This is a genomic window from Lysobacter fragariae, assembly GCF_054779775.1.
Genome location: NZ_BAAGXP010000002.1, coordinates 320,999 through 333,242 on the forward strand (window position 1 = coordinate 320,999; position 12,244 = coordinate 333,242).

At 67.8% G+C, this 12,244-nt stretch carries 9 protein-coding genes and 1 pseudogene; all 10 read right to left on the minus strand.

Annotation, left to right across the window (positions count from 1 at the left end; all coding sequences use genetic code 11):
• Window positions 1–274 precede the first annotated feature (274 nt).
• Window positions 275–1,378, minus strand: coding sequence for a 3-isopropylmalate dehydrogenase (leuB, locus tag ACYVD7_RS04070; protein WP_460759388.1), 1,104 nt, complete (start codon window positions 1,376–1,378; stop codon window positions 275–277).
• Window positions 1,368–2,027 (minus strand): 3-isopropylmalate dehydratase small subunit, encoded by a 660-nt coding sequence (leuD, locus tag ACYVD7_RS04075; protein WP_460759390.1) that lies wholly within the window; start codon window positions 2,025–2,027, stop codon window positions 1,368–1,370. Before leuD ends, leuB begins: the two co-directional genes overlap by 11 nt.
• Window positions 2,027–3,472: a 3-isopropylmalate dehydratase large subunit gene (gene leuC / locus ACYVD7_RS04080; RefSeq protein WP_460759802.1), complete on the minus strand. Its 1,446-nt coding sequence runs from the start codon at window positions 3,470–3,472 to the stop codon at window positions 2,027–2,029. Before leuC ends, leuD begins: the two co-directional genes overlap by 1 nt.
• A gap of 83 nt (window positions 3,473–3,555) precedes the next feature.
• Window positions 3,556–5,106, minus strand: coding sequence for a 2-isopropylmalate synthase (locus ACYVD7_RS04085; protein ID WP_460759804.1), 1,551 nt, complete (start codon window positions 5,104–5,106; stop codon window positions 3,556–3,558).
• Window positions 5,107–5,141: 35 nt separating this feature from the next.
• Complete coding sequence (locus ACYVD7_RS04090; RefSeq protein WP_460759807.1) at window positions 5,142–6,290, minus strand: threonine dehydratase; 1,149 nt, start codon at window positions 6,288–6,290, stop codon at window positions 5,142–5,144.
• 27 nt (window positions 6,291–6,317) lie between these two features.
• Complete coding sequence (locus ACYVD7_RS04095) at window positions 6,318–7,262, minus strand: aminotransferase class IV (RefSeq protein ID WP_460759393.1); 945 nt, start codon at window positions 7,260–7,262, stop codon at window positions 6,318–6,320.
• Complete coding sequence (locus ACYVD7_RS04100; RefSeq protein WP_460759395.1) at window positions 7,253–7,489, minus strand: ACT domain-containing protein; 237 nt, start codon at window positions 7,487–7,489, stop codon at window positions 7,253–7,255. The genes ACYVD7_RS04095 and ACYVD7_RS04100 overlap by 10 nt, the downstream gene beginning before the upstream one ends.
• A 148-nt stretch (window positions 7,490–7,637) precedes the next feature.
• Window positions 7,638–9,308 (minus strand): annotated as a pseudogene (gene ilvG / locus ACYVD7_RS04105) (acetolactate synthase 2 catalytic subunit); the annotation flags it as partial.
• Window positions 9,308–10,327, minus strand: a complete 1,020-nt coding sequence (gene ilvC / locus ACYVD7_RS04110) for a ketol-acid reductoisomerase (protein WP_460759397.1) — start codon at window positions 10,325–10,327, stop codon at window positions 9,308–9,310. The gene ilvC and the pseudogene ilvG, both read right to left, overlap by 1 nt.
• A gap of 108 nt (window positions 10,328–10,435) precedes the next feature.
• Window positions 10,436–12,223, minus strand: a complete 1,788-nt coding sequence (ilvD, locus tag ACYVD7_RS04115; protein WP_460759400.1) for a dihydroxy-acid dehydratase — start codon at window positions 12,221–12,223, stop codon at window positions 10,436–10,438.
• Window positions 12,224–12,244: the final 21 nt, after the last annotated feature.

The following is a 12,244-nucleotide window of genomic DNA, read 5'->3' on the forward strand; positions in this document are numbered from 1 at the left end:
TGGGTGATTCGGGTCCTTCGACTTCGCTGCGCTACGCTCAGGAAGAGCGGGTGCCGGGTGCGGGTTAGCTGCCTGCTCTTCATTCCGAGTGCGGCGTCAGGCGTGGCGATCAGCCACGCAGTCGACGGGAAACCTGCCCGACCGACCGCCGCTCGCCCTGAGCGGCGTACCGAGCCGAAATCGGCAGGAAGGGGCGCATCCCAACACCGCTCATCCTGAGCCCTTCGGCTACGCTCAGGGCGGGCTCCGCGCCGCAGGCGCGAAGTCGAAGGGCTCAGTCACGCAGCTCCGCGACGTGACACGGCAGTTGCAGCTGTTCGATCACCGCCGCCGTGGCCGCACGCGTGCCGATCGCCGACCCGCCGCGAACCAGATCCGCGGTGAGCTGGCCTGCATCCAGAGCGGCCGACACAGCATGCTCGATGCACGCCGCTTCGGCTTCCAGTCCCAGCGAATACCGCAGCAGCAACGCCGCGCTGAGGATCGTGGCATACGGATTGGCGATGCCCGTGCCGGCGATGTCTGGCGCGGAGCCGTGGATCGGTTCGTACAGGCCGACACGGCCTTCGCCCAGCGACGCCGACGGCAGCAGTCCAAGGGAACCGGCCAGCATCGACGCCTCGTCCGTGAGGATGTCGCCGAACATGTTCTCGGTGACGACCACGTCGTACTCGCGCGGTTTGGCGAGCAGGTGCATCGCCATCGAATCCACCAGCTGGTGCTCCAGCGTCACATCAGGAAATTCCTCGCGCACGACCTGCGTCGTGACTTCCCGCCACAGTCGCGAGGTCTCCAGCACGTTGGCCTTGTCGACGGAGGTCAGGCGACCGCTGCGCTGCACCGCGAGGCGGCAGGCGTGGCGCACGACGCGCTTGATCTCGCCAGCGCTGTACTCGCACAGGTCGTTGGCAGTTGCATTGCCGTCAGGGCCGACGTTGCGCTGCTTCTGGCCGAAGTAGATGCCGCCGGTGAGTTCGCGCACCACGATCAGGTCCACGCCCTGCAGCAGGTGCGGCTTGATCGGCGACGCGCCAAGCGCAACCGCGTGCGGCTTCACCGGACGCAGGTTGGCATACAGGCCGAGCGCCTTGCGGATCGCCAGCAGGCCCTGTTCCGGCCGCACTTTTGCCTTGGGATCCGACCATTTCGGTCCGCCGACGGCGCCGAGCAGCACGGCATCGGCGCGCGATGCCGCGGCTAGCGTGTCGGCGGGCAGCGGCTCGCCGGTGGCGTCGATGGCGGCGCCGCCAATGAGCTTTTCCTCGAAGCGGAAGTCGTGGCGGTAGCGTGTGGCGATGGCGCGCAGGACTTCGACCGCCGCGGCGGTGACTTCCGGGCCGATGCCGTCGCCGGGCAGGACTACGATGTCAGCGTGCATGTTGGGACCCAGCATTGGCGTTGTGTTGTGCGATCTGTCGTGCTTCGAAGCGCGTGCATTCGGAACGCGTGCTTTCGGAGCGCTTGTTCTCAAAGCAGGAAATCGCGTCGGATTGCTTGAGCAGGTAGCCGAGCTGGTCCACGCCTTCGAGCAGGCAGGTCTGGGCGAAGGAATCGAGCGGGAACGTGAAATTGCGGCCGTCGGGCAGCGTGACGCTGCGCGCCGCGATATCGACATGCAGCTCGATGCCGGGCTGATCGAGCAGTTCATCGACAACGACATCGTCGAGCACGATCGGCAGCAGGCCGTTCTTGAGCGAGTTGCTGCGGAAGATGTCCGCGATTTCGCTGCTGATCACCGCGCGCAGACCAAGATCGGTGAGCGCCCAGGGCGCATGTTCACGCGAGGACCCGCAACCGAAGTTGCGGCCGGCGACAAGGATCCGTGCGCCGGCATTCGAAGGCTGGTTGAACGCGAAGTCCGGGTTGGGCGATCCGTCCGCCAACCGGCGCCAGTCGTTAAAGGCGAATCTGCCCAATCCCTTGCGCTCGGTGGTGGTGAGGAAGCGCGCCGGAATGATCTGGTCGGTGTCGATGTTGCGCTCGCGCAGCACGACGGTGCGCGAGGTCAGTCGGGTGAAAGCGCTCATCACGCGGCCTCCGTCTGCAGGGGCATCCGTTCCGGAGGCGTGTTCAGGAACGCGCGCGGATCGGTGATCTCGCCCGTAACCGCACATACGGCAGCGGTCAGCGGCGAAGCGAGCACGGTGCGCGCGCCCTTGCCCTGGCGCCCTTCGAAATTTCGGTTGCTGGTCGAAACCGCGAGCTGGCCCGGGCCGACCAGATCGCCGTTCATCGCAATGCACATCGAGCAGCCCGGCTCGCGCCATTCCGCGCCGGCGGCACGCACGATCGCGTCGATGCCTTCGGCTTCGGCTTCGCGCTTCACCTGCTCGGAACCGGGCACCACCAGCGCACGCACGCGCGGATGCACGCGACGGTTGCGCAGTACCTCGGCGGCGGCGCGCAGGTCGCTCAGGCGCGAGTTGGTGCAGCTGCCGATGAACACCACGTCCACCGGCCGCCCGGTCACGGCGGCACCGGCGTTCCAACCCATGTACTGGCGCGCCTTCGTCTCATCGCTGTCGTCGTTGGCGGGCACGTGGCCATCGAGCGCCGCGACTTGGCCGGGATGCGTGCCCCAGGTGATGGTCGGCGCGATGTTGCTTGCGTCGATGTGCACTTCGCGATCGAAGTGCGCGCCGTCGTCCGTGCGAAACTCACGCCAGCGCTCGACCGCACGGGCGAAGTCGTCGCCTTGCGGCGCACGCGGTGTATGCGCGAGATACTCGAACGTTGTTTCGTCCGGTGCGATCAGGCCCGCGCGTGCGCCGGCCTCGATCGACATGTTGCAGACGGTCATGCGTTCGTCCATCGACAGCGCGCGGATGGTCGAGCCGCGGTATTCGATGACGTGGCCGGTGCCGCCGTTAACGCCGATCACACCGATCACGTGCAGGATCAGGTCCTTGGCGGTGACGCCGTGGCCGAGCGCGCCATCGACGGTGATCGCCAGTGTCTTCGGCTTGCGTTGCAGCAGGCATTGCGTCGCCATCACGTGGCCGACTTCGCTGGTGCCGATGCCGAAGGCCAATGCACCAAAGGCACCATGCGTGGCGGTGTGGCTGTCGCCGCAGACGATGGTCATGCCGGGCTGGGTCAGGCCCAGCTCCGGACCGATCACATGCACGATGCCGCGATGCGCGCTGTCGAAGTCGAAGAGTTCGACGCCGAAGCGTGCGCAGTTCTCGCGCAGGGTCATTACCTGGTGGCGTGTCTCGTCGTTTGCGTACGGCAGGACTCCGTTCGCATCCGCCGGCAGCGTTGGGGTGGAATGGTCAGGCGTGCCTTTGGTGCGCTCGGGTCGACGTAGTTTCATGCCACGCGCGTCGAGTTCGGCGAAGGCCTGTGGCGAGGTGACTTCGTGGATCAGGTGCAGGTCGATGTAGAGCACGGCCGGCGCGGTGTCGCTTTCCGGCGTGACCAGGTGGGCGTCCCACAGTTTGTCGAAGAGGGTTCTGGGTTGCATGGTTATTCCGTAGGGCGGGCCCTGGCCCGCCGTTGTGACGTTTGGAGAAATGGATGGCGTGATGTCGGGATGGCGGGCCAAGGCCCGCCCTACGCGGTCGCGGCGATGCGGCGTGGCTCCTTCGCCCGCAATGCGCGGTTGGCGATATCGAGCCAGGCGTGCGCGCTCGCTTCGAGGATGTCGGTGCTCGTGCCCGAGCCGGTGAACTCGGTGCCGTTGACACGCGCGGTGACGCTGGCCTGGCCCTGGGCGTCATCGCCCGTGGTCACGCTCGAGACCTGGTAGCTGTCGATCTCGATCGCCATACCGGTTGCGCGAGCCAGCGCCGCAAACAGGGCGTGCACCGGCCCATCGCCGACGGCGGCTTCGTTGATCGTCCCGCCGTCCACGTCCAGCAGGCGCACGCTCGCGGTCGGCAGGCTGTCATCGCTGATGCCGGTGCTGACGTGCCAGCGCACCAGGCGATAGCCACGCGCGCCGCGGGTGTCTGCGCCGAGCACGAGAGCTTCCAGGTCGGCGTCGAAGACCTCCCGCTTCTTTTCCGCCAGCGCCTTGAAGCCGGCGAATACCGAGTTCAATTGCGCCTCGTCGACGTTGAAGCCCAGCGACTGCAGGCGATCGGCCAGCGCGGCGCGGCCGCTGTGCCGGCCCATCACCATCTGCGACTGGCTCCAGCCCACGTCTTCCGGACGCATGATCTCGTACGTGCCGCGGTGCTTGAGCATCCCGTGCTGGTGGATGCCGGATTCATGCGCGAACGCGTTCTGCCCGACGATGGCCTTGTTGCGCTGCACGTGCATGCCGGTGATACGCGAGAGCAGGCGCGAAGCCGGCACCAGTCGGCGCGTGTCGATGCGGGTATGCGCTTCGAAGTAGGCGCGGCGCACGTTCAGCGCCATGACCAGCTCCTCCATTGCGCAGTTGCCGGCACGCTCGCCGATGCCGTTGATGGTGCATTCGACCTGACGCGCGCCGCCTTCGATCGCGGCCAGCGAGTTGGCGACGGCCAGGCCCAGGTCGTTGTGGCAGTGCGCGCTGAACACCGCGTGTTCGGCATTGCGGACGTTGCTGCGCAGGTACTCGAACAGCGCGCGGATCTCGGCTGGCGTGGTGTATCCGACGGTATCGGGAACGTTGAGCGTGCGGGCGCCGGCTTCGATCGCGGCATTGAACACGTCGACCAGGAATTCCGGTTCGGTGCGCAGCGCGTCCTCGGCGGAGAACTCGATGTCGTCCACGTATTGCCGCGCCAGCTGGACGCCGCGTACCGCGCGTTCGATCACCTGGTCGCGGTCCAGGCCAAGCTTGTGCTCGCGGTGCAGCGGACTGGTGGAAATGAAAACGTGGATACGTGGGCGGTGCGCACCTTCCAGCGCCTTGGCGCAGGCCTCGATGTCGCCGACGTGGCAGCGCGCGAGCGTGGCGATGGTCGCACCACGGACGTCGCGCGCGATGGTCGCGGTTGCGGCTACATCGGCGGCGGAGCTGGCGGGAAAGCCGGCTTCGATCACGTCGACGCCGAGTTCGGCGAGCGCGTGGGCGAAGCGCAGCTTCTGCGCGGCGGTCATGCTGCAACCGGGCGACTGCTCGCCGTCGCGCAGGGTGGTGTCGAAGATGCGGATCGGAGTGGGTGCTGGGATCGCGGCGTGCGCTACGTCGCTGGGAATCGGATCGTTCACGTCAAACAGTCCTCGGTTGGCGTGGTAGTGGAAGCAGGAGGTGTGGTGGTGACGCGCGGACGGGCTGCCGCGACGACATCCGCGCCAGGCGCGACCGTCGTCGGGACAGCCGGTCTAAGTCGCGCCTGCATTCCGGTCCTTGCGGCCGATTCGTCCAGTACCGGGTTGGCGAAGCCCGCGGCGGCCAATGGTTCCTGCACGCGGCGGCGCGGCTTGCGTGGCGGACGCGGCCTCACGTCGCACAGCAGGGCGGCAAGCACGCCGGCATCGACATTGCCGCCGGACACCACCGCGCATTTGCGCTTGCCGGCGACGCGTCTGCCGGCGGCCAGCGCCAATGCGCCCGCGCCTTCGGCAATGACGTGTTCTTCCAACGCAAGACGCACCAGTGTTTCGCGCAGCTCGGCCTCGCGCACGATCACCACGTCATCCAGCAGCTCGCACAGGACGCGCTGGGTGAGCGTTCCCGGCTGTTTCACGCGTACGCCGTCGGCCAGTGTCGTGGCGGGCTCGCGCACCGCGAAGTCGCCGCGTAGCGCTCGTGCCATCGCATCCACGTTCTCGACCTGCGCGCCGATCACGCGCACGCCCTGCGATTTCAGCGCCAGGACGACGCCCGATGCCAGCCCGCCGCCGCCGATGGGTACGAGCACCACGTCCGGCATCAGCGCCGCCATTTCCAGGCCGACGGTGCCCTGGCCTGCGATCACATCGGGATCGTCGAAGGCGGAGAGCAGGCGGTAGTCGTGCTGCGTTGCCAGCTCGGCGGCGAACGCTTTCGCCTCGTCGTAGCTGTCGCCGTGCAGACGCACCGTGGCGCCCCAATGCGCCACGCCGGCCACTTTGGTTTGCGGCGCGCAGCGCGGCATCACCGTGATCGCCTGCATGCCGAGCCGGTACGCGGCCCATGCCAGCCCCTGCGCATGGTTGCCGGCCGACGCCGCGATGGTTGGACGCAGGTCGCCGCGTTCGCGGGCGGCCAGCAGCGCGTTCATCGCGCCGCGCACCTTGTACGAGCCGGTGCGCTGCAGGTTTTCCAGCTTCAGCCAGCAGCCGAAACGCTCGGCGTAATGCAATGGCGTGGGGTTGAGGTAACGACGCAGCCGCGCCTGCGCCGCGAGGACATCGGCGGCGGTGACGGGCAGGGTGGCAGCTACGTCGCCGTCCATGGCTCAGACCCGGGTCAGCCAGTGGGCGAAGCGCGCGTCTTCGCCGCGCACCACGCGCTGGTACTGCTGCGCCAGTTCGCGGGTGAATCCGTGCTCGTCGAAACGGCGGTCGTCGAGTTCGTCAACCGGCGTGACTTCGGCGGCGGTGCCGCAGACGAACACCGCGTCGGCTTCGATCAGCTCGTCGTAACGCACCGGACGCGACTGCGCACCGGTCAACGCGATCACGGTGTCGCGGGTGATGCCGGCCAGCGCGTCGCGGTGTTCGACGGCGGTGACGCGACCGTCGCGGACCATGAACACGTTGGCGCCGGTGCATTCCACGACACGACCCTGGTCGTCGACGAATAACGCCTCGTTGAAACCACGCTGCTTCGCCTCGTGCTTGGCCAGGATTGAATTGACATAGGCGCCGCACAGCTTCAGTGGCGGCAGTGAGGTCGCGGGATTGCGTCGCCACGACGAGGTGCCCAATCGCACGTGCGCACCGGCCAGGTGCACGTTGGTCGCGAAGGTCGCGACCATCAGGTGCTTGCTCAGCGGCGCGACATCGAGCCCGATCGACCCGGTGCCGCACCAGGCCAGCGGACGCACGTAGGCGTCGCGATGGCCGTTGCGGCGCAGGACCTGCAGCGTGGCTTCGGTCGCTTCGGCGACATCGAAGGGGATGCCCAGCAGCTCGCAGCCCTTGCGCATGCGCTCCAGGTGTTCGGGCAGGCGGAATACGGCGCTGCCACCGTCTGTGGTCGCGTAGGCGCGGATGCCCTCGAACACGCCGCTGCCGTAATGCATGGCGTGCGTGGTCAGCGGCGCGCTGTCGTTGCCGGCATCGATGAAGCGGCCGTCGAACCAGATCTGCGGTGCGTCATTGGCGCGAACGTCAGCATCGGCATCGCTTGCCTGCGATGCAGCCGCTGTTTCGTCCAGCACGGCATCGTTCAACGGCATGGCGAAACCTCCACCGCGAGGCAGTCGTACAGCTTCGCCAGCTGGTTCTGCAGGGATTCGGGTTCGCGTTCGCCTTCGACGGTCATGCGCAGATGCCAACGGTCGCCGTCGGGCTGCGCCTCGCCATCGACACTGACCGGCGCGAAGCCGCGGCGTTCCGCGGTGCCCAGTACACGGGCGAGGGCACCTTCGGCATGGCGCAAAGTGAGATCAAGCTGGTAGCGCATGGGTGCTCTCCTGTGGGGTGGTGGCGGTGGAGGTCGTGGTTGTCGATGCAGCCGGTGTGGTGTCGGCCTGTTCGCTTTCGATTTGCGGATCGGGCCTGCTGTCATCGAGCCTGCAGTCATCGAGCCGGCTGTCATCAAGCCTGCCGTCATCGAGCATTTCCGCGTTGCTGCGATTGGGTGGCACCAGCGGCCACACGTTCGCGGCCTGGTCGATGGCGACATGCAGCAGGGCAGGGCCCTTCGCGTCCAGCAGCGCCTGCAGCGCAGCTTCGACATCGTCGGCACGATCGACGTGCAGCGCCTCGATGCCGAATGCGGCAGCGACCGCGCCGAAGTCGGGGTTGTCGGACAGGTCGATTTCCGAATAGCGCTTGTCGAAGAACAGTTCCTGCCACTGCCGGACCATGCCCAGCGCCTGGTTGTCGAGCAGCACGATCTTCACCGGCACGCCGTAGCGGCGCAGCGTGGCCAGCTCCTGCACGTTCATCAGGAACGAGCCGTCGCCGCTGACGCAGACAACGCGTGCGTCCCGTCGTTGCATCTGCGCACCGATCGCCGCGGGCAGGCCGAAGCCCATCGCACCCAGCGCGCCGCTGGTGAGGTGCTTGCGCGGATCGTCGAAGCGCCAGTGTTGCGCGACCCACATCTGGTGCTGGCCGACATCGCAGGCGACCACGGCGTCGGGCGCGAGCTCCGACAGGCGCTTGAGCAATGCGGGGGCGTACACGGTCTCGCCGGGCGCGTCGTAGCGCGCGGCGTGGTCGCGTGCGCGCTGCTGGCAATGCGCACGCCACTGGCGCCGCGCCGCGCCGTTGCGACCGTGCAGGTGTGCGGCACAGGGCAGCGTCAGCTTGGTCAACGTGATGGCGATGTCGCCGCGCACGCTGGCGTCGGCATGGCGCAGCTTGCCGATCTCGCAAGCGTCCAGGTCCATGTGCACGACGCGCGCGTTCGGGGCGAACTCGGCCAGCTTGCCGGTGGCGCGATCGTCGAAGCGCGCGCCGACCACGATCAGCAGATCGCTTTCCTGCACGGCCAGGTTCGCCGCGCGCGTGCCATGCATGCCCAGCATGCCCAGGTTGAGCGGATGCTGTGCCGGCAGCGCGCCCAGTCCACGCAGCGTCAGCACCGACGGGATCTGCGTCGCATCGACGAAAGTGCGGAACGCCTGCACCGCGTCGCCCAATGCAATGCCGCCGCCGCCGTACAGCACCGGGCGCTGCGCCTGCGAGATAAACGCGAGCGCTTCGTGCAGCGATGCGTCGACCGGCGCGGGAACGGCATCAGTGGGCAGCGGCGCGTGTTGCGGGAGGTGCGCGGCGCTCGCGATCTGCACGTCCTTGGGCAGGTCGATCAGCACCGGGCCGGGGCGACCGGAGCGCGCGAGCCGGAACGCTTCCTCGACGATGCGCGGCAGGTCATCGACGCGGCGCGCGATGAAGCTGTGCTTCACCATCGGCATCGTCATGCCGAACACGTCCAGTTCCTGGAACGCGTCGGTGCCCATGAGCGTGGTGGCGACCTGCCCGGTGATCACCACCATCGGCACCGAATCCAGCATCGCGTCGGCGATGCCGGTGACCAGGTTGGAGGCGCCCGGACCGGACGTCGCCACGCATACGCCGACGCGCCCACTGGCCCGTGCATAACCGTTCGCGGCGAAGGCCGCACCCTGCTCATGGCGTACCAGGACGTGCTTGAGATCCTGTACACCGTGAAGGGCGTCGTAGAACGGCATGATCGCGCCGCCGGGATACCCGAACAGCGTGTCGACACCCTCCGCAACGAGCGCTTGCACCAGCCAGCGGGCGCCGTTCATCACGCCGCCTCGCTCTGCGCTTGGCGCGTTTCGGTCGCCGACTTGGTTGATGCCTGCGGCGCCGTCGACAACCACTTCATGTTGGCGCGCAGCTTCTTGCCGACCGCTTCGATCGGGTGGTCGAGGTCGGCCTGCTTCATCGCCTTGTAATTGGCGTTGCCCGCGGCGTACTCGGCGATCCACTGGCGCGCGAAGGTGCCGTCCTGGATTTCCGCGAGCACCTTCTTCATTTGCGCGCGGGTGCTGGCGTCGACGACGTAGTTTCCGCGGGTGAGCGCGCCGTATTGCGCGGTCTCGCTGATGAACTCGTGCATGCGGGTGATGCCGCCTTCGTAGAACAGGTCGACGATCAGCTTCAGTTCGTGCAGGCACTCGTAGTAGGCGACTTCCGGCTGGTAGCCCGCTTCGACCAGGGTTTCCCAGCCGGCCTGCACCAGTTTCGTGGCGCCACCGCAGAGCACGGCCTGCTCACCGAACAGGTCGGTCTCGGTTTCTTCCTTGAACGTGGTCCTGATCGCGTTCTGGCGCGCGCCACCGATGCCGGCGCAGTAGGTCAGCGCGAGTTGTTCCGCATTGCCGCTCCTGTCCTGATGAACCGCGTAGACCGACGGCACGCCGCGGCCGATTTCGTATTCGCGGCGCACCAGCGCGCCCGGCCCCTTCGGCGCAACCAGCACGACGTCGAGATCCTCGCGCGGCGTGATCTGGCCGTAATGCACGTTGAAGCCGTGTGCGAACAACAGGCATGCGCCCGGCGCCATGTTCGGTTCGATCACTTCGCCGTAGAGCTGTGGCTGGACCATGTCCGGCGTCAGCACGGCGACAAGTTCAGCGCCTTTCACCGCTTCGGCCGGCGTCTTCACGGTGAAGCCGTCGGCTTTCGCCTTGAGCTCGGTCGGTCCGCCGGGACGCAGGCCGATGGTGACGTCGAAACCGGAATCGCGAAGGTTGAGAGCGTGCGCGCGGCCTTGGCTGCCGTAGCCGACGACGGTGATCTTGGGTTTGTGTGCGGTGGTCATGGGGTGGTCCATTGGTGGGTGGTGGTCAGTTGCGGGTTTTCTTCGCGTCGTCCCGTGTGCAGGAGGGCGCTGCGATTTCGGGGTGACGATTCACGCGAGTGGCTGGTTTCAGACAAGAAGCAGATCCCTCGCTTCGCTCGGGATGACATCGGTGAACGGGTCGGGTTCGTCCTGCGTTCCAGCGCCGCTGGCGCGTGAGCGGACGGAGTCGAGCGGACCGGGCGCGGTGACGGCGCCACGCGAGGCGGAACCGACCGCGCGCGCGTACTTGGCCAGCACGCCGGTGGTGACGCGCGGTGCCATGCGCGCGACCGGGCGCGTGGCGAGGTTTGCGTCGACATCGATGCGGCGCGTGGTGACATCGATGCGCACGGTGTCGCCTTCGCGCAGCTTCGCGATCGGGCCGCCGCGGGCGGCTTCCGGCGCGATGTGGCCGACCATGAAGCCGTGCGTTGCGCCGCTGAAACGACCGTCGGTGATCAGCGCGACGTCATTGCCCAGGCCCTGGCCGACGAGCGCCGCAGTCACGGCGAGCATCTCGCGCATGCCGGGACCGCCAGCGGGACCTTCGAAGCGGATGACGACGACATCGCCGGCGCGGATCTGGCGTGCCTGCACGGCGGCGAAGGCGGCTTCCTCGGAGTCGAAGACGCGCGCGGGGCCTTCGAAATGCTCGCGGCCGTGACCGGCGAGCTTGAGGATGCAGCCTTCTGGCGCCAGGTCACCGTAGAGGATCGAATAGCCGCCGCGCGGCTTGATCGGATGCGCGACGCTGCGGACGACGTCCTGCGCTCCGGGCGCCGGCACATCATCGAGCTCGGCAAAAAAGCTGCGGCCGGTGACCGTCGGAATATCCTCGATCAAACCGGCCGCCCGTAGTTCGCGCGCCACCAGTGCCGTGCCGCCGTGCTGGAACATCTCCGCGGCGGTGTAGCGCCCACCCGGTTTCAGGTCGGCGATCACGGGCGTGCGCGCGGCGGCTTCGAATTCCTCCAGGTCGAAGGCGACGCCGGCTTCGTGCGCAATCGCCAGCAGGTGCAGTGCGGCATTGGTGGAACCGGCGGTGGCCGAGACCGCGCGCGCCGCGTTGCGCAACGCGACGGGGGAGAGGATGTCGCGCGGACTCGGGCCGCCAAAGCGCAAGCGTTGCATCACCATCTCGCCGCAGGCGCGCGCGGCCGCGGGCTTGTCGGCGTGGATGGCGGGAATGTCGTTGAGTTGCAGTGGCGACAGGCCGAGGAAGGTCAGCACCATCGCCATCGTGTTGGCGGTGAACTGGCCGCCGCAGGCGCCCGCACCCGGGCAGGCGTGGGATTCGATGCGGTGCAGCTCGCTGTCGTCGATCGTGCCGGCGGCGTGCGCGCCGACTGCTTCGAACACGTCCTGCACGGTGAGCGTACGGTCGTCGTCAGCAGCCGATTTCGTCGCCTGCGCGGCACGTTTCGGACAGTGCCCCGGCATGATCGTGCCGCCGTACAGGATCACGGTCGGGATGTTGAGGCGCGCCGCCGCCATCGCCGCGGCGGGGATGGTCTTGTCGCAACCCACCAGCATCACCACCGCGTCGAGGCAGTGGCCGTTGACTGCGAGTTCGATCGAGTCGGCGATGGTTTCGCGCGAGACCAGCGACGCGCGCATGCCTTCGGAACCCATCGCGATGCCGTCGGTGACGGCGATCGTGTTGAACTCGATCGGCGTACCGCCGCCGGCGATCACGCCGGTGCGCACGTGCTGGGCGAGATCGCGCAGCGTGAGGTTGCACGGCGACACGTCGGTCCACGTGTGCACGACCGCGACCAGCGGCTTGGCGATGGCGGCATCGTCGAGCCCGGTGGCGCGCAGCATGGCGCGTGCGGGAGCACGTGCGGGGCCTTGCTTGATGGCGTTGCTTCTCACGAACTGGTCTTCCTTCGATGG